This window comes from Sphingomonas psychrolutea (genome assembly GCF_014636175.1).
Lineage (GTDB): Bacteria > Pseudomonadota > Alphaproteobacteria > Sphingomonadales > Sphingomonadaceae > Sphingomonas > Sphingomonas psychrolutea.
This window is the reverse complement of record NZ_BMDW01000016.1, coordinates 23,921-49,834: the sequence shown is the minus strand read 5'-3', so window position 1 is coordinate 49,834 and position 25,914 is coordinate 23,921. Positions and strand designations below refer to the sequence as shown.

Genomic DNA, 25,914 nt, shown 5'->3' with positions numbered 1-25,914 from the left:
AAGATTTGCCCCGATTGCCTCCGCCACACGCCCCGCTATACTCCGCCAGCACAGTCCGTTTTCTAACCGCCTTCCCAAGAGGATGCCCACATGACCGTAAAGCTGTTCGCGCTCTCGGGCGTTGCTTTGGCGACGCTTGCCATGCCCGCTTTCGCACAGACCGCCGCGCCCGCGCCCGCGCCGAAGCCGGTGCCGGTCGCGACGCTGGTGAAACAGGTCGATATTCCTTATAGCGAATTCACCCTCGCCAATGGTCTCCGCGTCATCGTCAACACCGATCGCAAGGCCCCCGTCGTCGCGGTGTCGGTTTGGTATAATGTTGGTTCGAAGTTCGAACCCAAGGGCAAAACCGGCTTTGCGCATCTGTTCGAGCATCTGATGTTCAACGGCAGCGAGAATGCGCCGGGCGATTACTTCACCTACACCAAGCAGATCGGCGCGACCGACCTTAACGGCACGACCTATTTCGACCGCACCAATTATTTCGAGACGGTGCCGTCCGCGGCGATCGAGCGGACGCTGTTCCTTGAAAGCGACCGCATGGGCTATTTGCTCGGCGCGATCACGCCCGCCGTCGTCGATGAACAGCGCGGCGTCGTGCAGAACGAAAAGCGCCAGGGCGACAATCAGCCATTTGGCCTGGTCGAATATAAGCAGATCGAGACTCTGTTCCCGGCGACGCATCCCTACGGCCACACCACGATCGGGTCGATGGCCGATCTAGATTCGGCGAGCGTCGAGGATGTGAAGAACTGGTTCCGCGGCCATTACGGCCCGAACAATGCGGTGCTCGTTTTGTCGGGCGATATCGATACCGCGACGGCAAAGACGCTTGTCACCAAATATTTCGGCGGCATTCCCAAGGGCCCTGAAAGTGTCCTCCCTGCCGCCAAAGTGCCCGATCTTCCCGCGCCCAAGGCCGAGACGATCAAGGACCGTGTTTCGAACACGCGCATTTACCGGATGTGGGCGGTGCCCGGTCTCAACGACCCGGATTCGGTCGCGCTCGATGTTGCGGCTGGCGTGCTTGGCGGCTTGTCGAGCAGTCGCCTCGACAATGCACTGGTGCGTAAGGAAAAGCTCGCCGTGCGCGTGAGCGCCAATAATGAATCCTTCTCGCAAGTCGGAATGTTTTCGGTGTTTGCCGATGTGCGCCCCGGCGTTGATCCGGCGCTGGTCGCCAAGCGGCTCGACGAGATCATCGCCGATCTGATCGCGAACGGCCCGACCGCTGACGAAGTGCAGCGCTCCACCACGTCGACCATTTCGCGCACGATCGCCGGGCTCGAATCGGTTGGCGGGTTCGGTGGCAAGGCGGTCGCGCTCGCCGAGGGCGCGCTTTATTCGAACGATCCCGGCTTTTACAAGAAACAGCTCGCCACCCTTGCAGCAGAAACGCCCGCGCAAGTGAAGGCGGCATCGGCGAAATGGCTGACGCGCCCGGTCTATGCGCTGACCGTCGTCCCCGGCGCGCGCGACGCTTATGTCGAATCGACCCCGCCCGCCAAGGTGGTGACGGCAGCAGAACCGGCAGTGAAGGGCACGCGCGGCGCGCTGCCTGCAGTCGGCACGATTTCCGAGCTGGTCTTTCCCAAGATCGAACGCGCACGGCTCAAAAACGGGATCGAGCTGGTCTATGCCTATCGCAACGCCGTGCCGATCACGCAGGCAGCGATCGTCTTCGACGCCGGGGTCGCCGCCGACGTGCCGGGCAAGCTGGGCACGCAACAGCTCACGCTCGACATGCTCGACGAAGGCACGACGTCGCGCGATTCGATCGCGATCGCCGAGGCCAAGGAGCGGCTGGGCGCGAGCATCAACAGCGGGTCGGGGCTGGACCGCACCGGCGTGGGCGTGACCACGCCGAGCGCCAATCTGGCGGCGTCGCTCGAACTGTTCGCCGATATCGTCCGTCACCCCAAATTCGATCCGGCCGAAGTCGCGCGCCTCAAAAATCAGCAGGCAGCGCGGATTGCGTCCGAACTGACCAGCCCGCAGGGTCTGGCGCAGCGCGTCTTGCCCAAGCTCGTCTACGGTGCTGCTTCGCCTTATGCGAAGGGGATCGGTAGTGGCGATGCCAAGGCGGTTGCACAACTGACACGCGATGATCTGATCGCGTTCCAGCAAGCCTGGCTCCGCCCCGACAAGGCGAAGATTTTCGTGGTCAGCGATCGTCCGCTGGCCGAGGTCAAAGCGATGCTCGATACGCGCTTCGGGGACTGGTCACCGACCGGGGCGGCCGGAACCAAGGATTTCAGCGCAGCCGCCACGCCCGCCGCGCCAAAGATCGTGTTGGTCGACCGGCCCGATTCGCCGCAGTCGTTCCTTATCGGCGCCGCGCCCACGTCGCTGGTCGGCACCGACGACTTGCTTCCTTTGCTTGCCGCCAACGATACGCTCGGCGGCGACTTTACCGCGCGGCTCAACATGGATTTGCGCGAAGCCAAGCATTGGTCGTACGGCGTCAGCGGCAGCTTCCGCCGCGGGCAATTTCAAACGCCTTATATTATCGGCGCGGGGGTGCAGGCCGACAAGACCGGCGATTCGATCAAAGCGCTGCAGGCCGACGTGAAAGCGTTCCTGACCACCAATGGCGTGACCAAGGATGAATTCGACAGCACGGTCAGCGACGCGATCCGATCGCTGCCGGGCAATTTCGAAACCTCGGGCGCGGTGCTCGGCGCGATGCAGCAGAACGATCTCTACAACCGCCCCGACGACTATTACGCGTCGCTCCCGCAAAAATATCGTGCGCTGAGCGTCGTCCAGCTTGACGCTGCGGCACGCGCGGCAATCGACCCAGCGAAGTTCATCTGGATCGTGGTTGGGGATGCTTCGAAGGTCCGCACCCAGCTTGACAGTATTGGGTTGCCGGTTGAGGTGGTGAGCGCCGCATCCGTCGCGGATGTGCGCTGAAGATTCGAGTCAGGAGAGAGACAATGGCTGCAATCGACGGAACATGGAACACGGTCGTCAAGTCGCCGCTGGGCGACCAGAAGGCGGTTCTGACGGTCAAGACTGACGGCGCTAGCTGGACCGGAAGCCAGGCAGGCGACCAGGGCACGGCGCAGATCACCGACGGCATCGTTGAGGGTGAGACGATCAAATGGTCGATGTCGATCGTCGTGCCGATGCCGATGACGCTGACCTGCCAGGCAACGGCCGATGGCGACACGCTGACCGGTTCGGTCGGCGCAGGTGCATTCGGCAGCTTCCCGATGACGGGCACGCGCGCGTAAAGCTGACGATCCGAAAGGGTAAGACGGCCCGCGCTCCCCGGGGGGGAGCGTGGGCCTTTTTTATTCCAACGCCGTCACCCCGGCCTTGTGCCGGGGTCCACCGTGCCGCACAGTTTGACCGGTCGGGTTCGTGCCCGGTGGACCCCGGGACAAGCCCGGGGTGACGATGGGGGATTGCGATGTTGGTTAGATGGCTCATCGGCGCGGCAGTTCTCGCGCTCCTTCCCCTCGCCGCGCATGCGCAAAGCTATGACGAACGCCCGGCCAAGCCGGTGCTCTCGACCGAGGGGTTCAATTTCGAACGGCGGATCGTCGAAATCGCGATGCGTGACGGGGTGAAACTGCACACCGTCATTCTCGTGCCGAAGGGCGCGAAGGATGCCGGCATCCTGATGACGCGTACGCCGTACAATGCCGATGGCCTGACTTCCTTGCAGAAAAGCGGCGATCTCGGCGCGGTGCTCGACGGTTATGACAGCGCGCCCGATGTCGTGGTGGGCGGCGGCTATATCCGGGTCGTGCAGGACGTGCGCGGCAAATATGGCTCGCAGGGCATCTATATGATGAACCCGGCGCAAGCGGGGACCAAGTGGAACCCGACCAAGACCGACGATTCGACCGACACGTACGATACGATCGACTGGCTGGTGAAGCATTTGCCCGAATCGAACGGCAAGGTCGGCATCCTCGGCATTTCCTATGACGGCTTCCTGCCGCTGATGGCGCTGATCAACCCGCATCCCGCGCTCAAGGTCGCGGTGCCGATGAACCCGATGGTCGATGGCTGGCGCGGCGACGACTGGTTCCACAACGGCGCCTTCCGTCAGACCAATATGCCCTATGTGTGGGAGCAGGTCGCGACCAAGGACAATTCCTCTCCCTGGATCTCGTCCTATGCTGACGATTACGACCTTTACCTCAACGGCGGGTCGGCCGGTGCGATCGGCAAGGCGCACGGGCTCGAGCAGATCGGCTTCTGGAACAAGATCGTCGCGCATCCGGCCTATGACAGCTTTTGGGCGGAGCAAGCGATGGACACGGTGCTCGCCAAGCAACCGCTCAAGGTGCCAACGATGCTGGTCGCCTCGCAATGGGACCAGAAGGATATTTACGGCGCGACCGCCGTGTACCGCGCGCTGAAATCCAAGGATGCGGGCGGGGACATGGTCTATCTGTCGATGGGGCCATGGTATCACGGGCAGGAAATCGGTGCTGCGAGCAACCTCGGGCCGGTGAAATGGGATCAGGATACCGGCAAGACGTGGCGGCGCACGGTGCTCAGCCCCTTCCTCGCGCATTATCTCAAGGGCATTCCGATGGACGTCGCGCCCGTGACGGTGTTCGAAAGCGGCACCAACGAATGGCGGCGCAGCGACCGTTGGCCGATCGCCGAGGCGACGACGCCGCTCTATCTGAAGCCCGGCGAGAAGCTTGGCTTCGACGCCACGCCGGGCGATGTGCAGACGGTCGATTACGTGTCGGACCCGGCCAAGCCCGTCACCTTCGTGCCGCGCCCGGTCGCGCCGATCGGATATGACGGCGATCACTGGACCGGCTGGCTGACCAGCGACCAGCGCCCGGTCTCCTCGCGGCCCGACGTGTTGAGCTTCACCGGCGCGGTGCTGACCGCCCCGGTCAAGATTGCGGGGGTTCCGGTCGTCCATCTCACCGCCTCGACCAGCGGCACCGACAGCGATTGGGTGGTCAAGCTGATCGACGTTTATCCTGATCAGGTGCCCGGCGACCGTGCGATGGGCGGCTATCAGCTGGCCGTCGCGATGGACATTTTCCGCGGCCGCTATCGCGAAGGACTCGGCAACCCCAAGCCGATCGCCGCGAACGTGCCGCTGAAATATGAATTCGCATTGCCCGCGTCGGACCATGTCTTCCTGCCGGGCCACCGCATCATGGTGCAAGTCCAGTCGAGCTGGTTCCCGCTTTACGACCGCAACCCGCAGAGCTTCGTGCCGAACATTTTCTTCGCGAAGCCCGGCGATTATGTGAAGGCGACGCAGAAGATCGTGGTGAGCGGCGCGGATGCGAGTTTCGTGGCGTTGCCGGTGGTACAGTAACTCCCTCTCCCGTTGGGAGAGGAAAGGGGCCCGCCGCGAAGCGGTGGGAAGGGTGAGGGTGAGCTCGTGAACAGACCCTCACCCCGCGCCGCTTCGCGGCGTGCCCCTCTCCCGATGGGAGAGGGGAAGATGGCTCACCGCCCCAACCGCGTGACATGCCCCATCTTGCGCCCCGGCCGGGTTTCCTTGCCGTAGAGGTGCAGATGCGCGCCCGGCTCCGCCAGGATCGCTGCCCAGCGATCGGCGTCGTGGCCGATCAGATTTTCCATCGCCACGCTCGGCGCGGTCAATCCCGTGTCGCCCAGCGGCAGCCCGCAAATCGCGCGGATATGGTTCTCGAATTGCGAACAGACCGCGCCCTCGATCGTCCAATGCCCCGAATTGTGCACGCGCGGTGCCATTTCGTTGAACACCGGGCCATCGCGCCCGGCGAAAAACTCGCACGCCAGCACGCCGACATAGCCCAGCCGGTCGGCGATCCGCCCGGCGAGCGCCGCCGCCTCGCCCCAGCACGCCGCGACTTCGGCCGGGGCGGGTAAGGTCGATCGCGCCAGCACGCCGTCTTTATGTTCGTTCCAGGGCGGCGGGTAGCTGACCATCTGGCCATCGCGCCCGCGCACCAGCAGGATCGAGAATTCGTGGCTGAAGGTCACGAACCCCTCGAGGATCGCGGGGCGCGACCCGATTGCTTCCCACGCCGCCGGAACATCGTCGGGCGTGGTGATGCGCACTTGTCCCTTGCCGTCATAGCCGAGCCGCAGCGTCTTGAGGATCGCCGGGCAGCCGATCTCCGCCACGGCCGCCCGCAATTCGGCGAGCGTCTCGACCTTGGCCCAGGGCGCGGTGCGCCCGCCGAGTTCGCCGACGAACTGCTTTTCCTGCGCGCGATCCTGCGCGATGCCAAGCGCCGCGGGGGCGGGGTGGACGGGGACTTTCGCCGCGAGATAGACCACGGGATCGAGCGCGATATTCTCGAACTCGTACGTCACGACATCGGCGGCAGCGGCGAATTCGTCGAGCACGATGCGGCTGTGATAATCGGCGCGGGTGAAACTCGACGCGGTCTGCGCTGCGACGGCTTCCTGATCGGGCGCCAGCACGCGGGTGTGATAGCCGAGCTGCGCGGCGGCAACCGACAGCATCCGCCCAAGCTGTCCGCCGCCGAGGATGCCAATCGTGGAGCCGGGGGGGAGGGGGGTCATATCGTTTTCCGCTTCTTCAAACGCCAGTCACCCTCACCCTTCCGTCGCTGCGCTCCTCCCTCCCTCTCCCATTGGGAGAGGGAAGGGGCCCACCGCCATAGGCGGTGGGAAGGGTGAGGGTGCGCTACTTTTAACTTGGATCGACCGCCACACCATCCGTCTGCGCACCACGCCACGCCTGCAACCGCGCGCTTAGCTCCGCATCCGACAGCGCCAAAATCGCCGCTGCCAGCAATGCGGCATTCTTCGCCCCCGCCTTGCCGATCGCCAGCGTGCCAACCGGCACCCCAGCGGGCATCTGCACGATCGAATAGAGGCTATCGACGCCCTTCAGCGTCTTGCTCTCGACCGGCACGCCCAGCACCGGCAAATGCGTCAGCGCCGCCGCCATGCCGGGCAAATGCGCCGCGCCGCCTGCCCCCGCGATGATCACCTTCAGCCCGCGATCGGCGGCGCTCATCGCATAATCATAGAGCCGCTGCGGCGTGCGGTGGGCGGAGACGACCTTCGCTTCATGCGCCACGCCCAATTCGGTCAGCAAATCGGCGGCATGGTGCATCGTCTCCCAATCGGAGGTGCTGCCCATGATGATGCCAATGTGCGGGGTCTCGGCCGATCTCATCTCTGATGCGTAGCGGGCGGTGCGAGGCAGGGCAACCGTCCCGCTGGCAAGTCCGTCTGGTCGCCGCTACCGCTCGCTCAGATAATAGCGATCGGTGGCGGCAAGGTTGTCGTCCAGCTCATAGACGATCGGTTGCCCGGTCGGGATTTCGAGCGTGGTGATCGCGTCATCGGGAATCCCCGACAGATGCTTGACCAAAGCGCGCAGTGAATTGCCATGCGCCGAAATCAGCACGCGCTTGCCTGCCTTGAGTTCGGGCACGATGCGACCCTCCCAATACGGCAGGACACGCGCGATCGTGTCCTTCAGGCTTTCGGTATTGGGGATCGCGATCCCGGCATAGCGCCGGTCGGCCGACAGGTCATAGGCGCTGCCCGCCTCCAGCGGCGGCGGCGGGATGTCGAAGCTGCGGCGCCAGATATGGACTTGCGCGTCGCCGTGCTTGGCGGCGGTCTCGGCCTTGTCGAGCCCGGTCAACCCGCCATAATGCCGCTCGTTCAACCGCCAGTCCTTCTCGACCGGCAACCACAGCCGCTGCATTTCTTCCAGCGCCAGATTGAGCGTCTTGATCGCGCGGCTTTGCAGCGAGGTGAAGCAGGTGTCGAAATCGAGCCCCTTCGCCGCCATCAACCGCCCCGCCGCGCGCGCTTCCTCCGCGCCTTTCTCTGTAACATCGACATCCCACCAGCCGGTGAAGCGGTTTTCGAGGTTCCAGGTGGATTGGCCGTGGCGGATCAGGACGAGCGTGGGCATTCTGCGTGTTCTCCGTATTCGGCGTGTTCTATTGTCATCCCCGCGAAAGCGGGGACCCAGCTCGTGCCGCTGGAGATGGGTCCCCGCTTTCGCGGGGATGACAAACAATTGGGTTAGCTCAAATCCCGTCGATCATTTCCGCCAGCACTTCGAGGCACGCGTGCGCCAGCTTTTTCGATCGCTCGCCCGACCAGCCGAATTCGGCATCGGGATTGGGATCGTGATCCTTGAACGGCATTTCCAGCGTCATCGACACCGCACCGAAGCGCTCGGCCAGTTGGTTGGTCGACATCGTCAGATTAGCCTTGCCCGGCGCGGCTTTGCCATAGCCAAGCGCGGTCTGGAAATCGGGGGTATGCGCCTCAAGCCGACGGCCAAAATCGTAATATTTCGCGCCGAGCGCGTCGGTCCACGACGGAATGCCTTCGAACCCGGCGAGGAAATTAGCCGCGATCGCTTCGTCGCCATGCACGTCCATCGCGAAGGCGACGCCGGTCTGGTCCATCGCATTGCGCACGCACAGCACTTCGGGGGATTTTTCCGGCGTCGGCGTGTTCCACTCGCGATTGAGGTTCACGCCCGCCGCATTGGTGCGCAAATGCCCGCGAAAACTGCCGTCGGGGTTCATATTGGGTACGCAGTGGAAGGTCGCCTTGTCGAGCAGCGCTTGCGTCACCGGATCGGCGGCATCGGTCAGCCGCTCTAGCGCGCCTTCCATAAACCATTCCGCCATGCTCTCACCGGGATGCTGGCGCGCATAGAGCCAGACATGCTTGGGGCCGCTGCCGATCTCGAGGCAATCGATCGCCCGCCCGTCGAGCGACTGGCCGAGCTCGCGGTGCGTGACGCCGGCTTGGCCGGCGATCCGCGCGACCAACGCGTCGTGGCGCTCCATTGTATAGGGCTGAAAGTAGGCGAACCAGACGAGTTCGCTTGTGCCCGTCCATTCGAATTCGAGCGCGCCGTCGACATAGCGCGTCGGTGCCATCCGCCACGTCTCGCGGTCGGTGCTGACGCGGACCTTATAGCCCGGCCAGCCGAACGGATAGGCCGAGCCGCCGGCATTGGCGATGCGGAACGTCAGCGTCCGCCCGCGCGCACCGGCCACGCGGAAATGGAACCATTGGTAGAAATCCGACAGATGATCCTGCCGGATATTGAGGGTCACGCGGTCGCCCTCGACCGCGCTGACCGCGATATTGCCGCTGTCGAAGGCGGCGTTGATGCTGAGCAATGGGGTGTGTGTCATTTCACCGTGATAGTGCGGCCCGATTCGCCGGGGAAGCCCTGGAACATCGCATGCGCCAATTTGGTGGCGGCGATATCAGTCTGCGCTTCGGGTGCGGTGCCATCGGCGCTGGTCTCGGCGCGGCCTTCCCAGATCACCGTCGCGTCACGGCGACGGCGGATTTGCACCGTCAGTTGCGTGACGACGATTTCGCGGTAGCGCCGCTTGCCGACCGGGAACGACACGCCGCCGCCCACGCCGACTCCGCCACCACCATATCCGCCGCTATAGCCGCCACCGCCGAGCCCGATCGTCAGCCCGCCGCCGCGCGGGGCGCCCTGTCGCAGCGTCCGGCTGAAGCCGACGACCGCAAGATATTGCGCCGTGGTTCCGCTTGCCGGGATGGTGAAGCCATTGCGCAGCGCCTCGGTTTCGACCGCAGCGGCGTAGGTCTTGAATTCGAGGCTCGGCGGACCGCCGTTTGGGAGCGGCTCGGTCGTCAGCGTGCCGGTCTCGAGCGGTGCGCCGAGATGGAAGCGCGAAACCTCTACCGGTGCCACCGATGTCGTTGCACACGCCCCAAGCGCAGCGGTGGTTGCCAGCGCCAATGCCAAACCCAGCTTCATCATTCTATCCTTCGACCACGGAACCGTTGCAGGGGTGTAACGCTTCGACCCCGCCTGCGGGTTCCGCGCCGTTTCACCGCCCTTCGGCTTGACTTAGGCGTAAGGCGACCATATGCGCAGCCCCTCTTTTCCACATTCCAGAATTTGCAAAGCGAATCGATCATGAAGATCCGCAATTCCCTGAAGTCGCTCAAGGGCCGTCACCGCGATAACCGCGTGATTCGTCGTCGCGGCCGTACGTACATCATCAACAAGACCAATCGCCGGTTCAAGGCACGCCAGGGTTAAAGCCCGTGGCGAAGGCCGTCGTTTTCGACGTCGGCAACGTCTTATATGATTGGAACCCGCGGTTCCTGTACGAGCGTCTGACCCCACCGGGTCCGGCGCTCGATGCGTTCCTGCGCGATGTCGCGACCAAGGAATGGCATTTTCAACACGATGCCGGGCGCCCGTTTGTCGAGACCTCGGCCGAGCTGTGCGCGCAATATCCCAACCATGCCGCACTGATCGCCGCGTGGGGCCCGCGCTTTACCGAACAGCTCGGCAACATGCTGCCGGGCATGCGCGATCTGGTGCTGGAGCTCGATGCGGCGGGCGTGCCGCTGTATGCGATCACCAATTTCTCGGGCGAATTCTGGCCACCGTTCCGGGAACGCGAGGCGGACCTGTTCGATCGCTTCCGCGGCATTATCGTCTCTGGTGACGAACTGCTGACCAAACCCGATCCCGCGATCTACTCTCTCGCGCTCGACCGCTTCGGCTTGCGTGCGGAAGAGTGCGTGTTCGTCGACGACCGCGCGGACAATGTTGCGGGCGCGCAGGGGGTGGGGATGCACGCCGTGTTGTTCAGCGATTCGGCGACGTTGCGCGGTGATCTGATGGAATTAGGGCTGCCGCTTTAACGTGCGACTCCACCCCGGCGAAGGCCGGGGCCCAGCTGCGGGCGGGTAGTGGCTGGCACTGCGCCATATGACGATGGGCTACGCAACTGGGCCCCGGCGTCCGCCGGGGTGGGGCGTTGCGAAGCCCGCTCAGTGCGAATACCCCTTCAACTCATCCCCGACGATCCGCACCACGTGCAGCACGTTGGTCGATCCCGGCGTCTTGAACGGTACGCCCGCCATCAGGATGACGCGATCGCCGGCCTTGGCGAGGCCGTGGCGCAGCGCCATGCGTTTGGCCTTGGCGACCATCTCCTCGAACGAATCGACGTCCTTGGTGTGGATCGCATAGGCGCCCCACAATAACCCAGCGCGGCGCGCGGTTTCGATCTTGGGGGTCAGCACGATCAGCGGCACGCCGGGCCGCTCGCGCGCGACGCGGCGGGCGGTCGAGCCCGAGGTGGTGAAACACACAATCGCCACCGCATCGACCGTCTTGGCGATGTTTTTGGCGGCCTCCGACAGCGCATCCGCCGTGGTCGGGTCGGAGCGGATCACGGTGAAGTGGATGCGGTCGCCATGCGTCGGGTCGCGTTCGACCGCTTCGCCGATCGCGTTCATCATCGCGACCGATTCGCTCGGCCATGCGCCCGCCGCACTTTCCGCCGAGAGCATGATCGCGTCGGCCCCGTCATAAATTGCGGTCGCCACGTCGGACACTTCCGCGCGGGTGGGGGAGGGCGAGGTGATCATCGATTCGAGCATTTGCGTCGCCACCACCACCGGGCGGCCGAGCCGGCGCGACACTTCGATGATGCGCTTCTGCAGCGGCGGCACGCTTTCGGGCGGCAGTTCGACGCCGAGATCGCCGCGCGCGACCATCACGCCGTCGCACGCCTCGACGATTTCCTCGAGCCGGTCGATCGCCTGTGGCTTCTCGATCTTGGCGAGCAACGCCGCCTTGCCGCCGATCAGTTTCCGCGCCTCAGCCAGATCCTCGGGCCGCTGCACGAAGCTCAGCGCGATCCAGTCGACCCCCTGATCGACCGCGAAGGCAAGGTCGCTGCGATCCTTCTCGGTCAGCGCCGCCATCGGCAGCACGACATCGGGCACGTTAAGCCCCTTGCTGTTCGACAATGCGCCGCCGACCACGACTTCGGTCACGATCGTCGTCGCGTCATGGGCCGTCACGCGCAGCACCAATTTGCCGTCGTCGAGCAGCAGGCGTGCCCCCACTTCAATCGCTTCGAAAATCTCGCGGTGCGGCAATTCGACGCGGGTTGAATCGCCCGGCGTCGGGTCGCGGTCGAGCGTGAAGGTGGAGCCCTTTTCGAGCAGCGTCCGCCCGCCGTCGAATTTGCCGACGCGCAGCTTCGGCCCCTGCAGATCGGCAAGGATCGTGGTGGGGCGACCGTAGATTTTCTCGAGACCGCGGATCGCCGCGATCACTGCGACCTTCGATTGCTGATCGCCGTGGCTCATATTGACGCGGAACGCATCGGCCCCGGCCTCGAACAACGTAGCGATCATCTCGGGGCTGCTGCTCGCTGGGCCAAGCGTGGCCAAAATCCGCACCTTGCGCGAACGTGGGGCAAACGCCTTTGTCGGGGAAGCTTTGGTCATGGGGAGGTCCTGGCTTGTGCCCGCCTGCCTCTAACCCCTATCTCCGCGCGATCAACTGCGGAGCGATGACATGACCGATTTGGCCAAAGACCTTGACAGCCTTGACGATGCGGTCGCGGCGGCGGCGTTCCGGCGGCTGGTACGGCATTTGCGCCACCGCGACGATGCGCAGAATGTCGATCTGATGGGGCTGGCCGGTTTCTGCCGCAACTGTCTGTCGGACTGGGTGCAGGAGGCGGATGGTACGCTGTCGAAGGACGCCGCGCGCGCGGTCGTCTACGGCATGCCCTATGCGCAGTGGAAGGCCGAGCACCAAGCCGAGGCGAGCCCTGAGCAACTTCAGCGCATGGCGGAGAGCGTTGCGAAGAATGCGTGACGCCAGGCGTTCGCTGCCCTAAAGCGCCCGCCTTTCACTGATTCCATGCGGGGAGCATTACCGTGAGCGACATTATCGCCGCCGACCAATTACGCCTTCTGATCGAACGGATCGAGCGGCTCGAAGAGGAAAAGAAGGGTATCGCCGACGACATCAAGGATGTTTACGGCGAGGCGAAATCGACCGGTTTCGACACCAAGACGATCCGCGCCATCGTGCGGCTGCGCAAAATGGAAAAACATCATCGCGACGAGGCCGAGATGATGATGGAGACCTATCTCCAAGCGCTCGGCATGAAATAGCCTTAGGCGCCGCGCTCGAGTTCGGACTGGTATTTTTCGAGCGCGTCCGCGTTACCCGCGAGGAGTTGATCTAGAAACGTTCGTGCGTCGATCAGAGCCAGATTGGTACTAGCCATAATGTATTCGATTGTCGCTGCTAGCCAGGAAAGGCCGGAGGCTACTGCGTGCAACTCTTCGTCGCTGACGTTCAGGTCGTTTTCCGGTCGAGGGTGCGTGATACGGTTGCGGATTGAAACGGCGCGCCGGAAGTTCGACCAGCCGGTACCAGCAAAATCCACAGCAAGCTCAGGACAGATAATTTGGGTCTGGGCGACGACCAATCTGACCGCGGTCGGTAGCGGCACACTTCGTGTCTGCTCAAGCAGCTTGCCGTTTTCCGTCACCACATAAGCCTGCTCACTTAATGCGAGATTCGCCAAAGGCGACAGCTCGTCAAAACCCCGTAGAGTATCCCTGACGTGGTCGCGTGCGAGCCATACCTCACCTTCTATCGCGGCCAGGCTTGCGCGAACAACGTCTCGGCGGGCTGTCTGCGTGTCGGCCATGTTGAGGCGCTCGCGGGCTGCAATGACATCCCCGATCAGAATCCTGATGAGGTGTATCGCTCGATTGCGCTCACTTTCATTCGGCATAATACCATCTCACCGCCGATTGCGGCGGCTGGCAAGGGGTTGCGGTACTGAACGGTGACCGCGTAAAGCGCGACTTTCGCGATCGAGGACTAAATGGCAGGCCATTCCAAATATAAGAACATCATGTACCGCAAGGGCGCGCAGGATAAGAAGCGCTCGGGCATGTTCTCCAAGCTCAGCCGCGAAATCACCGTCGCGGCGAAGATGGGCTTGCCCGATCCCGACATGAACCCGCGCCTGCGCATGGCGATCAACGCCGCCAAGGCGCAGTCGATGCCCAAGGACAACATCCAGCGCGCGGTCGACAAGGCGTCGAAGGGCGACACCGAGAATTACGAGGAAATCCGCTATGAAGGCTTCGGCCCCGGCGGCGTTTCGCTGATCATCGAGGCGCTTAGCGACAATCGCAACCGCACCGCCACCAACGTCCGCATCGCGATGACGCGCAACGGCGGCAATATGGGCGCGTCGGGCGCGGTGAGCCATGCCTTCGACCGGATGGGCCTGATCAACTATCCCGTGAGTGCGGGTGATGCGGAGAAGGTGTTCGAGGCATCACTCGAGGCTGGGGCCGAGGACGTCTCGTCGAGCGAAGACGGTCACGAAATCTGGACCGCGAATGACCAACTCCACGAAGTCGTCACCGCGCTCACGCCCGTGCTCGGTGAACCCGAAGGCGCCAAGCTTGCCTGGCGCCCGCAAACGATGGTCGAAGTCGGCGAAGAGGATGCGATCACGCTGTTCAAGCTGATCGACGCGCTCGACGATGATGACGATGTGCAGACCGTGTGGGGCAATTACGACGTGCCCGATGCGATCCTCGAGAAATTGGGGTGAGTCCAATCCCCTCTCCCTTTGGGAGAGGGAGGGGCCCATGCGCAGCATGGGAGGGTGAGGGCAGCACCCTCGCGCGCTCTGCCCTCACCCTTCCGTCGCTGCGCTTCTCCTTCCCTCTCCCGCAGGGAGAGGGAGTTTGCGAATGCTGATCCTCGGCCTAGATCCCGGCCTCGGCACCACCGGCTGGGGCCTGATCCGTGCCGAGGGTAACCGCCTGAGCCACGTCGCCAACGGCAAGCTCAAGACCGACACCGCCGCCCCGCTTCCGCGCCGCCTCGCGCATCTCGACGCGATGTTGTCCGCGCTGCTGATCGATCACGCGCCCGATGCGTGCGCGGTCGAGGAAGTGTTCGTCAACGCCAACCCGCAATCGACGCTCAAGCTCGGGCAAGCGCGCGGCGTCGTGCTGTGCGCGGCGGCGCGCACGGGGCTTGAGGTCGGCGAATATGCTGCGCGATTGGTCAAGAAGGCGGTGGTCGGCACCGGCAACGCTGAGAAAGCGCAGGTCCATGCGATGGTGTCGCGCCTTCTGCCCGGCGTGAAGATCGACGGTCCCGATGCCGCCGATGCGCTCGCCGTAGCGATCTGCCACGCGCACCATCTGGCGAGCGCGCGCGCGCTTCGGTGAGCACCGCCGTCACCCCGGACTTGTTCCGGGGTCCACCGTGCCGCATAGAAATGCCTGCGGCGCTTGCGGCCCGGTGGATGCCGGAACAAGTCCGGCATGACGAATGGTGGCTGGGTTGATCGCGCATCTCAAAGGCAGGCTTGACGCAACCGGGCTCGACCACGCCGTGATCGATGTCGGCGGGGTCGGTTATCTCGTCGGCTGCTCGTCGCGCACGCTCGCCAGCATCGGGCCGATCGGTGAAGCGGTGATGCTGCATACCGAGATGCTCGTGGCGGAGGATTTCATCCGCCTGGTCGGCTTTGCGAGCGCATCCGAACGCGATTGGTTCCGTTTGTTGACGGGCGTGCAAGGCGTCGGCGCACGCGTCGCGCTGGCGATCCTCTCGGCGCTCGAACCCGCCGACCTCGCGCGCGCGATCGCGGCGCAGGACAAAGCGATGGTCGCGCGTGCCAACGGCGTCGGGCCGAAGCTCGCCGAACGCATCGTGCGCGAATTGAAGGACAAGATCGGCGGGGTCGAAATCGGCGGCGCGGGCGTTTTGGCTGCCCCGACCGGTGCCAGCGCGGATGCGGTGTCGGCGCTCCTCAACCTCGGCTTCCGTCCCGCCGAAGCCAGCGGCGCGGTCGCGGCGGCGGAGGAGGAACTGGGGGCGGGCGCGAGCCTCGACGCGCTGGTGCGGCTGGCGCTGCGCAAGGTTACGCGGTAACAAGAGATGAGGAGCCGACCATGCAACTATCCGCTGTTCTGACGCCCGCCGAAGAGGGCGGGTATATCGCTCACAATCCCGAGACGATGACGACGACCGATGGGGAAACGATCGAGGAAGCGCTGGCTAACCTCAAAGAGGCGGTCGAACTCTATCTCGAAGAGGCACCGTTGCGAGTCCGTGGCAACATTCTTCTGAGTACGATCACCGTGAACGACAATGCGTCGGCTGCCGCGGCTTAGCAGTCGCGAGGCCATACGGGCGTTGGAACGGCTTGGTTTCGTGCGAGTCCGCCAAAAGGGGAGCCACATCGTTCTCAAACGCGGATCGCTGACCTGTATCGTGCCGGAACGCCGCGAACTTAAGCTTGGGACTTTATCGGGTATGCTCGATCAGGCAGATATCACCGTGGACGAGCTGCTGGATGCGATGAAGTGAGCAAAGTTACTGGGGTTGCCCTAATCGCTCGTTCCCCGGCGGTCGTTGGTTTCGCGGATGAAAAAGCTCTGATTGTCAGCGACCCTATAGCCGAAATCCAGCAATGGTTGAGCAAGCATCACCACGGCGCGAGCCTGGTCGAGGTCGCCGACCACGCAGGTGGCAGCAAACATCCACAGTACGAGTGCCGGCTCGCAGGCGTGAATTATATGTCGGAGGACGAGTTTGCCAAATTCGTCATGTCGCGGCGGTGGAACAGGCCAGAATCGGTGGTCCTGACGCTTCAGCCCAAGGAACGGGACACCCGGGTCTTTCGCCCAGCCTTCATTGAGGGCGCGTGGCGGGCATGACCGACAACCCCCTCCTCACCGCATCCCGCACGCCCGAGGATGTCGACGCGGCGCTGCGCCCGAAGTCGCTCGACGATTTCGTCGGGCAGAAGGCGGCACGCGAAAACCTCCGCATCTTCATCGCCGCCGCCAAGGCACGCGGCGATGCGCTCGATCATGTCCTGTTCTTCGGCCCGCCAGGGCTCGGCAAGACGACGCTCGCGCAGATCGTTGCGCGCGAGATGGGGGTGGGGTTCCGCGCGACGTCGGGGCCGGTCATCGCCAAGTCGGGCGATCTCGCGGCGCTGCTCACCAATCTCGAGGACGGCGATGTCCTCTTCATCGACGAGATTCACCGCCTGCAACCCGCCGTGGAAGAAGTGCTTTACCCGGCGATGGAGGATCGCGCGCTCGATCTGATGATCGGCGAGGGGCCGTCGGCACGCTCGGTGCGGATCGATTTGCCGCGCTTCACGCTCGTCGGCGCGACGACCCGACAAGGGTTGCTGACCACGCCCTTACGCGATCGCTTCGGCATCCCGGTGCGACTGACCTTCTACACGGTCGAGGAACTGACCAGTGTGGTGACGCGTGCCGCCGGGCTGCTCGGCCTCGCCATCTCGCCCGAGGGTGCCACCGAAGTTGCGCGCCGTAGCCGCGGCACGCCCCGTATCGCCGGGCGCTTGCTCCGCCGGGTGCGCGATTTCGCGCATGCCGCCGGACAGACCCAAGTCGATGCCCATGCCGCCGATTCGGCGCTCAACCGGCTCGAAGTCGATGGCCTCGGCCTCGACGCGATGGACCGGCGGTATCTGATGATGATTGCCGACATTTATCGCGGCGGCCCGGTTGGGGTGGAAACGCTCGCGGCCGGCCTTAGCGAACCACGCGACACGGTCGAGGAAGTGATCGAACCCTATCTCATCCAATTAGGGCTGATTGCGCGCACCGCGCGCGGGCGCTGCCTCAATGCAGGTGGCTGGAAACATCTCGGGCTCAATCCGCCCGCCGGCAGCCAGGACGGGCTGTTCGATTGAGCATGTCCGGCTAACCCGAGTTTAACACTGTTTCACTAGCGTTCCGATATCATGGCGACGGAACGGTGCAGCCTTTGTAGCAAATCTGCCGAGCGGGCCGCGCTGGTGCGCTGTTCCGACGCGCGCTGCCCGCTTGCTCGAACACCGCAGCGCGCCTCGCCGAAAGTGCTGTTCGCGATGGGATTGGCCGGGTTGGCAGGGGTCGCTGCGATCTTTGGCGTGGCTTCGCTGGCAAATGGGAAGTCGACCGAACGTGCCGCCCCGGCGCAAGCGGCGGTCGCGGCCTCGGTTCATGGAACTGGCGACGCGTCGTACGCAACCGTGGATGCCGGTAATCGCTCGGCCGCCGCGTGGCTCACCAAGCTCTTTGCGGCACCCCGACCGGAACGGCCGGAATTCGCGGCGGCGGACGAGCCCGATTCCGGCGTTTCTGATCCGCGCGCTGCCACCCGCGTCCAGAGCTTTGGGTGCGCCGGTGCCTTGTCCACCAGCCGTTCGCTGGTCTGCACGCGCTGGGATCTGGCGACGGCGGATTACAATTTGATGCTGTCGTACAAGGCGGCCTTGGCGCATGCCCGCAATCCGCGTGCGCTGCGCCGTGCACGGGCGGCGTGGCTGAAGCAACTCGACGCCCTCGGCGGCGATGCCACGCAAATTCTTCGGCACATCGAAGCGTTCCAGCGGATGATCGCCACCGCCTAAAGCCGCGCCCGGCTTGATCGTACGGGTCGGCCAAAGCAAATCTTGTGCGTCGCACGATAGCCAAGGGCGGCCACAATCTGTTAGCCCCGTTGCAATGCCCTCCGCCGCTGCCTCCGCCCGAGAAATCCTGCGCCGTCTTCACGATGTGATGGCGTCGCGCACAGCGCCGCAAGCCAAGCTCAACGCCGTTGTCGGCATCGTCGGCGAAGCGATGGCGAGCGAGGTCTGCTCGATCTATTTGCTGCGCGAAGGCGTGCTTGAACTCTACGCGACGCGCGGCCTCGCGCAGGAGGCGGTCCACGTCACCAAGCTCGCGTTGGGCGAGGGCTTGGTCGGTACGATCGCCGCGCAAGTCGAGACGCTCAACCTCGACGAAGCCGCGTCGCATCCCGATTTCGCCTATAAGCCCGAAACCGGAGAGGACCGTTTCCACAGCTTTGCCGGGGTGCCGATCATCCGGCGCGAGCAAGCGGTCGGCGTGCTGTGCGTCCAGCATGTCGAAAGCCGCAAATATGACGATGTCGAGATCGAGGCGCTGCAGACCGTTGCGATGGTGCTGAGCGAATTGATCGCCAATGCCGAACTGGTCGATGCGACCGGCGCCGCGACCGTGCGCCCGCAATCGACCGCACCGATGCGCATCGCCGGGCTGAAGCTCGTCGAGGGGATGGCGAGCGGTTATGCCGTGTTCCACCAGCCGCGCGTGCATGTCGAACATACCGTGGCCGAGGATACCGAGGCCGAGCGCCACCGCGTCTATGCCGCGTTCGACAAGATGCGCGAGCAGATCGAGCGGATCGCCGCGCAAGCCGAATTCGGTGTCGGTGGCGAGCATGAAGAGGTGCTCGAAACCTACAAGATGTTCGCCTATGATGAGGGCTGGAGCCGCCGCATCAACGAGGCGATCGACAGCGGCTTGACCGCCGAGGCGGCGATCGAGCGCGTGCAGCAGCGCACGCGGATGCGGATGCGGCAAATCGACGATCCGTTGCTTGCCGACCGGATGCACGATCTCGAGGATCTTTCGAACCGGCTGCTGCGCACGGTCTCGGGCCAGATGGGCACCGCGGCGCAAATGGGCTTGCGCCAGGACACGATCCTGATCGCGCGCAATCTCGGGCCGGCCGAGCTGCTCGAATATGATCGGCGGCGGCTGAAGGGCGTGCTGCTCGAGGAAGGCTCGCTCACCGCGCATGTGACGATCGTCGCGCGGGCGATGGGGGTGCCGGTGCTAGGGCGGGTGCGCGATGTGCGGCGGCTGATCGGCGAGGGCGATCTGTTGCTGCTCGACGTGACCGCGGGCAATGTCTTTGCGCGGCCCTCGACCGCGATGGAGGAAGCGTTCGAAACCGCGCTCGACCTTCGCCAGAAACGCAAGGCGGTGTTCGCTGCGCTCAAGAGCGTGGCACCGGTGACGCTGGACGGTCACCGCGTCACGGTGATGGTCAATGCAGGACTTCGCGATGACGTGTCGGCGCTCGATGTGACTGGCGCGGACGGAATCGGCCTGTTCCGCACCGAATTCCAGTTCCTCGTTTCGGCCACGCTGCCGTCGCGTGAGCGTCAACAGCGGCTCTACAAGGACGTGCTCGATGCCGCGGGGGATCGCCCCGTTATCTTTCGCACGGTCGACATCGGCGGCGACAAGGCGCTGCCCTATCTCAACAAAGAGGATGCCGACGAAGAGAATCCCGCCATGGGCTGGCGCGCGATCCGGCTCGCGCTCGAACGCGGCGGGTTGATGAAGGTGCAGGCGCGCGCTTTGCTCGAGGCGGCGGCCGGGCGGACGCTCAGCGTCATGTTCCCGATGGTGAGCGAGCCGTGGGAATTCGACGAAGCACGCGCGCTGTTCGAAGCGCAGCGCGATTGGCTGATCGGCCGCGGCAAGAAGTTGCCGAACGAAATCCGCTACGGCGCGATGCTTGAAGTTCCCGCGCTCGCCGAACAGCTCGATCTGTTGCTGCCCAACATTTCCTTCTTGTCGGTCGGCACCAACGATTTGACGCAATTTCTGTTTGCCGCCGACCGCGCCAATCCGAAGCTCGCCGAGCGCTACGATTGGCTAAGTGCGGCGATCTTGCGGTTCCTGGCAAAACTGGTCGAACCGACGCGTGCGGCGGGGGTGCAACTCACGGTGTGCGGCGAAATGGGCGGGCGTCCGCTCGAGGCGATGGCGTTGATTGGCCTCGGGATCGAACGGCTGTCGATTACGCCGGCGGCCGTCGGACCGATCAAGGCGATGCTCCGCTCGCTCGATCGCGCTGCGCTCACGGCGCATATGGCCGAACTGCTCAAGGCGCCCCCGCGCGACATGCGCGGCGCGCTTGGCGCCTGGGCGAGCGAAAACCATGTCGAACTGGCGTGATCGCAGCGCAGATCACGCCACGGGCCGTTGACTTGTCGGCGTCCCTTTGTGAGACACGCGGGCAGGACAGGACAATGATCGGGCCGCACCCATCCTGTCGGAGAGACTGATGACCGACCCGAATCCGCCCGAAGAGGCGACCCTGTTTCCCAAGACCGCCGGCGAAAAACTGCGCGAGGCGCGCGAGGCGCAAGGGTTGTCGCTGGCCGAAATCGCCGCGCGCACGCGCGTGCCGGTGCGGCAGCTCGAGGCGATCGAGGCGGGCAATTACGCGGCGCTGCCCTCGATCACGTACTCGGTCGGTTTCGCCAAGGCCTATGCTCGTGCGGTTGATCTCGACGAGGTTGCAATCGCGCGCGAAGTGCGCGGCGCGAGCGATCAGCCCGGCGCTGTCCGCCGCACCGAATATGAAGCGTATGAGATTGACGAACCGTCGCGCGTGCCGACGCGTGGGCTGGCGATCGGCGCATTGATCGTCGCTGTACTGCTCCTGGTCGGGGTCGGCTTGTTCTATGGTACCACGCTGTTCCGCGGCGAGGAGTCTGCCCCGGCGCCCGTCGTCGAGAATAAGATCGAAGCGGCCCCCGCGCCCGCCGCTGTCGCGACGCCCAGCGTCCCGACCGGGGCGGTTGTGCTGACCGCGACTGGCGAGGTCTGGCTCAAAGTCTATGACGCGGCGGGCAAGACGCTGTTCCTAGGCACGTTGAAGGCGGGGGAGGTCTATACCGTCCCGGCCGATGCGACGACGCCGCTGATCAATGTCGGTCGGCCCGACAAGTTGCAGATCACCGTTGGCGGCGCACCGGTCGCGCCGCTGGGCGATGGCCGGGTCGCGATCAAGGATGTGGCGATCGATGCCGCCTCGCTGACGGCGCGTGGCGTTCCGACGGCGGCAGGGGCGCAGCCGATTGTACCCGCCGCTGCGCCGTCCGCCGCGCCGACCACGATCCCATCCCGGCCAACCGCGCGCGCCACGCCGCGTGCCAGCCGCGCGATCCCGTCGGCGTCGGCACCGCTCAACATCGCTGCACCCGTCCCGGTTGCACCCGAACCCGTCGCGCCTGCGTCGGGCCCGACTCCGACACCGTGAAGGCTGGCGACACCGTGCGGTGTTCCGCTATGCTCAAGACTTTACCGCACCGGGGGGTGTATCATGCGTAACCTTATACTGTCCGTCATCCTGCTGAGCGGAGCCGCAGTGACCGCGCCGCCGGCGCACGCGCAAAGCGGGCAGCGCGGCGCGATCGAGGGGCGGGTCGATCGGCTCGAGGGGGAGATGCGCGCCGTTCAGCGCAAGGTGTTCCCCGGCGGCAGCGGGCAATACGTGCAGCCCGACAATCGACCGGCCAACCCCGAAACGATCCTGCCCGGATCGCCGACCAGCCCGGTCGCCGATTTGACGACGCGCGTCGATTCGCTCGAGACGCAGTTGCGCGGCATGATCGCCCAGATCGAGACCAACCAGCACAAGGTCCAACTGCTCGATGCGCGGATCAAGGCGCTGGAGGCGAGTGCCGCGGCGGCCCCTGCCCCTTCGGCTGCGCCGATCGATGCGGGGCCGATCGAGCGGCCGCTTCCGTCCAAACCGCCGATCGACAAGCCCGTCGTCACCAAGCCGATTCCGCCGAAGGCTCCTGCCGTCGCGACAACCAAGGCCGTGGGCGCGACTGACCCTGCGCGCAGCACCAGCGTTGCTGCGGTCGAGCGACCCACCACCGGGGATGTCGCGGAAGACACGTATCTGTATGGATATCGCTTGTGGGCCGCGAAACTCTATCCCGAGGCCGAGGCGCAATTCACCACGGTCACGACGAAATTCCCGACGCATAAACGCGCGAGCTACGCGCAAAATCTGCTTGGGCGCTCGTATCTGGAAGAGGGCAAGCCGTCGCTGGCGAGCCTCGCTTTCTATGACAATTACAAGAAATGGCCCGATGGCGATCGTGCCCCGGAGAGCCTGTATTACCTCGCCCAGGCGCTGGTGAAGCTCGGCAAACCAGCTGTGCAAGTCTGCAAGGTCTATACCGAGTTGACGCGCAGCTATGGTGCCAAGGTCGAGGCCGATCCGCGGATGAAGGCGGGCGTGGCCAAGGGCCGCGCGGATTCGAGCTGTTCGTGAGATGAACGCGCTCGACCGGGCCACGGTCGAGCGGTTTCGCGGTGATTTCGCGCGCGCGCTGGGCCGATCGGTCTCGCCGGGTGAGCGCGTGGCGCTTGCCGTGTCGGGCGGGCCCGACAGTATGGCGATGCTCGCGCTGGCATACGCAGCCTTTCCGGGACAGGTGGTGGCGGCGACGGTCGATCATCGTTTGCGCGCGGCATCTGCGGACGAAGCGGCGATGGTTGCCGGTTGGTGTGAGGCTGCGGCGATTCCGCACGCAATCTTGCCGGTGGAGGATGAGATCGGCACCAGCGCCGTCCAGGCGCGGGCGCGCGAGCGGCGCTATCCGCTCCTGCTGCGCTGGGCGGTCGATAGCGGCGCGAAAAACCTCGCCACCGCGCATCATGCCGATGATCAGGCCGAAACCTTCCTGATGCGGGCCGCGCGCGGGTCCGGGGTCGCGGGGCTGGCCGGCATCCGCGCGTTGCAAACGCGTGAGGTATCGAAGCCGGTCGGCGATTCCGGCATGGTCTTCGATGTCAGCACGGTCGCCCTCGTGCGACCGCTGCTGCACTGGCGCGTCGCGGAACTGCGCGCGCTCGCGGTGGCGCTCGCGCTGCCGTTCGTCGATGATCCCAGTAATGCGGACGACCATTATGACCGCACCCGCTTCCGCGCGTTGTTGCAGGCGACGCGGTGGCTCGATCCGTCGCAGCTCGCCAAATCTGCCGCCTATGCGGCTGAGGCCGATGCGACGCTGCGCGAGATCGAAAACTGGCTGTGGCGGACGCGCAAGATCGTGCCGGTCGGGGTCGAAGATCCGGATTTCCAAAGCTGGCTCGATATCGCCGATTTGCCGCGCGAACTGAAACGCCGGATGTGCCGCTCGGCGATCGAATCGGTCCGCGCGGTCAACGCCATCGCCCGCCCGGCGTTCGACGACTCGACCAATATCGAGCCGTTGCTCGACGCGCTCGAAGCCGGGAAAAGCGCGACTCAGGCCGGAATTCTGGTGTCGGTAAAGGGCAATGTGTGGCGATTCGTGGAAGAACCACCGCGTCGCTCTGTGTGATCGACGAAATGCGGCGCTGTTCCATTGCCATTAATCGCGCTGTGCTTATCTTGGTGCCTCGAGAAAGGTACGTTTCTGTATGAACGATAACGACAAGCAGCCAGGCTCCGACAATAATGGGGCCAACCCCTGGATGAAATCGCTGCTCATCTGGGTCGGCATCCTCGTGGCGCTGGCGCTGTTCGTGACGTTGATCGACAACCGTTCGGCCAGCCCGGGTTCGACGGCGATCGCCTATTCGGCGTTCCTCGACCGGGTCGAGCAAGGCGGCGTGAAGGACGTGAACATTGCGGGCGACGTCGTCACCGGCACGTTCGCCGATGCCTCCAAATTCCGCACCTACGCCCCGCAGGATCCGCGCCTCACCGATCGCTTGCGCGAAAAGGGCGTGATGATCAGTGCGAAGCCCGAGGAGGGCGCGCCGATCTGGCAAGTCTTGCTCGTCAATTCGCTGCCGTTTTTCCTGTTCCTGGGGCTTGGCTATTTTGTCCTGCGCCAGATGCAGAAGAATACAGGCTCGGGCGCGATGGGCTTCGGCAAGAGCCGCGCGAAGATGCTGACGCAGAAAGAAGGCCGCGTGACCTTCGACGATGTCGCGGGCATCGACGAAGCGCGGGAGGAGTTGCAGGAGATCGTCGAGTTCCTGAAGGACCCGACGAAGTTTGCGCGCCTCGGCGGCAAAATCCCCAAGGGCGCGCTGCTGGTCGGTTCACCCGGCACCGGCAAGACCTTGCTCGCCCGCGCGATTGCGGGGGAGGCTGGCGTGCCGTTCTTCACGATTTCGGGTTCGGACTTCGTCGAAATGTTCGTCGGCGTCGGCGCGAGCCGCGTCCGCGACATGTTCGAGCAAGCCAAGAAATCAGCGCCGTGCATCGTCTTCATCGACGAAATCGATGCGGTCGGTCGCCATCGCGGCGCCGGGCTCGGCAATGGCAATGACGAGCGCGAACAGACGCTCAACCAGTTGCTGGTCGAGATGGACGGGTTTGAGGCATCCGAAGGCATCATCATCGTCGCGGCGACCAACCGCCCTGACGTGCTCGATCCCGCGTTGCTGCGTCCGGGCCGCTTCGATCGCCGCGTGACGGTGCCGCTGCCCGATATCGAGGGCCGCGTGAAGATCCTGCAAGTCCATATGAAGAAGGTGCCGCTCGCGCCCGACGTCGATGCGCGCGTGCTGGCACGCGGTACGCCGGGCATGTCGGGTGCCGATCTCGCCAATCTCGTCAACGAGGCCGCACTGATGGCGGCGCGGCTTGGCAAGCGCCTGGTGGCGATGGCGCAGTTCGAGACCGCCAAGGACCGCGTCATCATGGGCACCGAATGGCGCTCGCTGGTGATGACGCCCGAGGAAAAGCGCATGACCGCCTATCATGAGGCGGGCCACGCTTTGGTCCGTGTGCATGAGCCGGCGTCGGATCCGATCCACAAGGCGACGATCATCCCGCGTGGTGGTGCGCTCGGCATGGTCGTGTCGATGCCGGAGCGCGACAATTACTCGTACCACCGCGATAAGATGTATGCCGATCTCGCGACCGTCATGGGCGGCCGAGTCGCCGAGGAATTGATCTTCGGTTATGACAAGGTCTCCTCGGGTGCGTCTGGCGACATTAAGCAAGCGACCAAATTGGCGCGTGCGATGGTGTCGCAATGGGGCATGTCCGACGCGCTCGGTCCGCTGCAATATGAAGAGCAGCAGGGCGAGACCTTCCTCGGCTATTCGCAGACGCAGCGGCAGAACATGTCGAACGAAACCGCGCTGATGATCGACAGCGAAATCCGCAAGCTGGTCGACGGCGGTCTGACGCGGGCGCGCGAAGTGCTGACCGAACATATTGATCAGTTGCACCGCATTGCCGGCGCTTTGCTCGAATATGAGACGCTGACCGGCGATGAAATCAAACGGCTGGCGTTCGAAGGCGATATCGGGCGCGACGATCCCGATGCGGCGACCCCGGCGGTGCCGGGGGCAGGGACGTCGATCCCCAAGACGCGCCGTCCCAAGGGTGGTGGTCCGTTTGGCAACCCGGCACCCGCCGGCGCCTGAGCTACGTAAGGGTCCCGAAAAGGCCGCGTTCGATGTTGATCGGGCGCGGCTTTTTCTTGACGGTGCGGCAAGTGGCACGGTTCAGTATTGGTT

General features: G+C 64.6%; 27 protein-coding genes. 20 read left to right on the top strand and 7 right to left on the bottom strand.

Annotation, left to right across the window (positions count from 1 at the left end):
- The first annotated feature begins 90 nt into the window (after window positions 1-90).
- The 3 genes from IEV62_RS12955 to IEV62_RS12945 all read left to right on the top strand — a co-directional run bounded on the left by IEV62_RS12955 (window position 91) and on the right by IEV62_RS12945 (window position 5,311).
- Window positions 91-2,916, top strand: a complete 2,826-nt coding sequence (locus IEV62_RS12955) for a M16 family metallopeptidase (RefSeq protein WP_188448132.1) — start codon at window positions 91-93, stop codon at window positions 2,914-2,916.
- 23 nt (window positions 2,917-2,939) lie between these two features.
- On the top strand, window positions 2,940-3,239 hold the full coding sequence (locus IEV62_RS12950; RefSeq protein ID WP_188448130.1) for a hypothetical protein: 300 nt from the start codon (window positions 2,940-2,942) through the stop codon (window positions 3,237-3,239).
- Window positions 3,240-3,418: 179 nt separating this feature from the next.
- Window positions 3,419-5,311 (top strand): CocE/NonD family hydrolase, encoded by a 1,893-nt coding sequence (locus tag IEV62_RS12945; protein ID WP_188448128.1) that lies wholly within the window; start codon window positions 3,419-3,421, stop codon window positions 5,309-5,311.
- Window positions 5,312-5,445: 134 nt separating this feature from the next.
- Here IEV62_RS12945 and IEV62_RS12940 read toward each other — a convergent pair whose 3' ends face one another.
- The 5 genes from IEV62_RS12940 to IEV62_RS12920 all read right to left on the bottom strand — a co-directional run bounded on the left by IEV62_RS12940 (window position 5,446) and on the right by IEV62_RS12920 (window position 9,745).
- Window positions 5,446-6,513, bottom strand: a complete 1,068-nt coding sequence (locus IEV62_RS12940) for a 5-(carboxyamino)imidazole ribonucleotide synthase (protein WP_188448126.1) — start codon at window positions 6,511-6,513, stop codon at window positions 5,446-5,448.
- A 130-nt stretch (window positions 6,514-6,643) separates the two neighbouring features.
- A complete protein-coding gene (gene purE, locus IEV62_RS12935; protein WP_188448124.1) occupies window positions 6,644-7,135 on the bottom strand; it encodes a 5-(carboxyamino)imidazole ribonucleotide mutase in 492 nt (163 codons plus the stop codon).
- A gap of 66 nt (window positions 7,136-7,201) precedes the next feature.
- Window positions 7,202-7,888 (bottom strand): 2,3-diphosphoglycerate-dependent phosphoglycerate mutase, encoded by a 687-nt coding sequence (gene gpmA, locus IEV62_RS12930; RefSeq protein WP_188448122.1) that lies wholly within the window; start codon window positions 7,886-7,888, stop codon window positions 7,202-7,204.
- A 118-nt stretch (window positions 7,889-8,006) separates the two neighbouring features.
- Window positions 8,007-9,137, bottom strand: a complete 1,131-nt coding sequence (locus IEV62_RS12925) for a M14 family metallopeptidase (RefSeq protein WP_188448120.1) — start codon at window positions 9,135-9,137, stop codon at window positions 8,007-8,009.
- Window positions 9,134-9,745 carry a DUF4136 domain-containing protein gene (locus tag IEV62_RS12920; RefSeq protein ID WP_308511043.1) on the bottom strand — a complete coding sequence of 204 codons (612 nt, stop codon included), beginning with the start codon at window positions 9,743-9,745 and terminating at the stop codon, window positions 9,134-9,136. The genes IEV62_RS12925 and IEV62_RS12920 overlap by 4 nt, the downstream gene beginning before the upstream one ends.
- 159 nt (window positions 9,746-9,904) lie before the next feature.
- On the opposite strand from IEV62_RS12920, the gene ykgO reads away from it, so the two are divergent.
- Complete coding sequence (gene ykgO, locus IEV62_RS12915; RefSeq protein WP_010160916.1) at window positions 9,905-10,030, top strand: type B 50S ribosomal protein L36; 126 nt, start codon at window positions 9,905-9,907, stop codon at window positions 10,028-10,030.
- A gap of 5 nt (window positions 10,031-10,035) precedes the next feature.
- Window positions 10,036-10,644 (top strand): HAD family hydrolase, encoded by a 609-nt coding sequence (locus tag IEV62_RS12910; protein WP_188448119.1) that lies wholly within the window; start codon window positions 10,036-10,038, stop codon window positions 10,642-10,644.
- Window positions 10,645-10,773: 129 nt separating this feature from the next.
- Here the strand turns inward: IEV62_RS12910 and pyk are convergent, their stop codons facing one another.
- Entirely contained in the window at window positions 10,774-12,246 is a 1,473-nt protein-coding gene (gene pyk / locus IEV62_RS12905; protein ID WP_188448117.1) for a pyruvate kinase, read from the bottom strand.
- A gap of 70 nt (window positions 12,247-12,316) precedes the next feature.
- Between pyk and IEV62_RS12900 the strand changes: the two genes are divergently transcribed.
- Window positions 12,317-12,622, top strand: a complete 306-nt coding sequence (locus IEV62_RS12900; RefSeq protein ID WP_188448115.1) for a DUF1244 domain-containing protein — start codon at window positions 12,317-12,319, stop codon at window positions 12,620-12,622.
- 62 nt (window positions 12,623-12,684) lie between these two features.
- Window positions 12,685-12,924, top strand: a complete 240-nt coding sequence (locus IEV62_RS12895; RefSeq protein WP_188448113.1) for a DUF2312 domain-containing protein — start codon at window positions 12,685-12,687, stop codon at window positions 12,922-12,924.
- 2 nt (window positions 12,925-12,926) lie between these two features.
- On the opposite strand, the gene IEV62_RS12890 is transcribed toward IEV62_RS12895, so the two are convergent.
- Window positions 12,927-13,469 carry a hypothetical protein gene (locus tag IEV62_RS12890; protein ID WP_188448111.1) on the bottom strand — a complete coding sequence of 181 codons (543 nt, stop codon included), beginning with the start codon at window positions 13,467-13,469 and terminating at the stop codon, window positions 12,927-12,929.
- 180 nt (window positions 13,470-13,649) lie between these two features.
- Here IEV62_RS12890 and IEV62_RS12885 point away from each other — a divergent pair, with 180 nt between their 5' ends.
- The 13 genes from IEV62_RS12885 (at window position 13,650) to ftsH (ending at window position 25,821) form a co-directional block, all read left to right on the top strand.
- A complete protein-coding gene (locus IEV62_RS12885) occupies window positions 13,650-14,393 on the top strand; it encodes a YebC/PmpR family DNA-binding transcriptional regulator (protein ID WP_188448109.1) in 744 nt (247 codons plus the stop codon).
- 142 nt (window positions 14,394-14,535) lie between these two features.
- Complete coding sequence (gene ruvC, locus IEV62_RS12880) at window positions 14,536-15,021, top strand: crossover junction endodeoxyribonuclease RuvC (protein WP_188448107.1); 486 nt, start codon at window positions 14,536-14,538, stop codon at window positions 15,019-15,021.
- Window positions 15,022-15,136: 115 nt separating this feature from the next.
- Complete coding sequence (gene ruvA / locus IEV62_RS12875; RefSeq protein ID WP_188448194.1) at window positions 15,137-15,730, top strand: Holliday junction branch migration protein RuvA; 594 nt, start codon at window positions 15,137-15,139, stop codon at window positions 15,728-15,730.
- Between the two features lie 20 nt (window positions 15,731-15,750).
- Window positions 15,751-15,972, top strand: a complete 222-nt coding sequence (locus IEV62_RS12870) for a type II toxin-antitoxin system HicB family antitoxin (protein WP_188448105.1) — start codon at window positions 15,751-15,753, stop codon at window positions 15,970-15,972.
- Window positions 15,950-16,168: a type II toxin-antitoxin system HicA family toxin gene (locus tag IEV62_RS12865; RefSeq protein WP_188448103.1), complete on the top strand. Its 219-nt coding sequence runs from the start codon at window positions 15,950-15,952 to the stop codon at window positions 16,166-16,168. Before IEV62_RS12870 ends, IEV62_RS12865 begins: the two co-directional genes overlap by 23 nt.
- Entirely contained in the window at window positions 16,165-16,518 is a 354-nt protein-coding gene (locus IEV62_RS12860; protein ID WP_188448101.1) for a hypothetical protein, read from the top strand. Before IEV62_RS12865 ends, IEV62_RS12860 begins: the two co-directional genes overlap by 4 nt.
- Complete coding sequence (ruvB, locus tag IEV62_RS12855) at window positions 16,515-17,534, top strand: Holliday junction branch migration DNA helicase RuvB (protein ID WP_188448099.1); 1,020 nt, start codon at window positions 16,515-16,517, stop codon at window positions 17,532-17,534. Before IEV62_RS12860 ends, ruvB begins: the two co-directional genes overlap by 4 nt.
- A gap of 105 nt (window positions 17,535-17,639) precedes the next feature.
- On the top strand, window positions 17,640-18,236 hold the full coding sequence (locus IEV62_RS12850; RefSeq protein ID WP_188448097.1) for a hypothetical protein: 597 nt from the start codon (window positions 17,640-17,642) through the stop codon (window positions 18,234-18,236).
- Window positions 18,237-18,330: 94 nt separating this feature from the next.
- The gene (ptsP, locus tag IEV62_RS12845) at window positions 18,331-20,601 is read left to right on the top strand and encodes a phosphoenolpyruvate--protein phosphotransferase (protein WP_188448095.1); all 2,271 of its coding nucleotides are present in this window, start codon (window positions 18,331-18,333) and stop codon (window positions 20,599-20,601) included.
- Window positions 20,602-20,710: 109 nt separating this feature from the next.
- The gene (locus IEV62_RS12840) at window positions 20,711-21,691 is read left to right on the top strand and encodes a helix-turn-helix domain-containing protein (RefSeq protein WP_188448094.1); all 981 of its coding nucleotides are present in this window, start codon (window positions 20,711-20,713) and stop codon (window positions 21,689-21,691) included.
- A gap of 63 nt (window positions 21,692-21,754) precedes the next feature.
- Entirely contained in the window at window positions 21,755-22,720 is a 966-nt protein-coding gene (locus IEV62_RS12835; protein ID WP_188448092.1) for a tetratricopeptide repeat protein, read from the top strand.
- Window position 22,721: 1 nt separating this feature from the next.
- Entirely contained in the window at window positions 22,722-23,774 is a 1,053-nt protein-coding gene (gene tilS, locus IEV62_RS12830; RefSeq protein WP_188448090.1) for a tRNA lysidine(34) synthetase TilS, read from the top strand.
- Between the two features lie 79 nt (window positions 23,775-23,853).
- Entirely contained in the window at window positions 23,854-25,821 is a 1,968-nt protein-coding gene (gene ftsH / locus IEV62_RS12825) for an ATP-dependent zinc metalloprotease FtsH (RefSeq protein ID WP_188448088.1), read from the top strand.
- The last annotated feature ends 93 nt before the right edge of the window (window positions 25,822-25,914 follow it).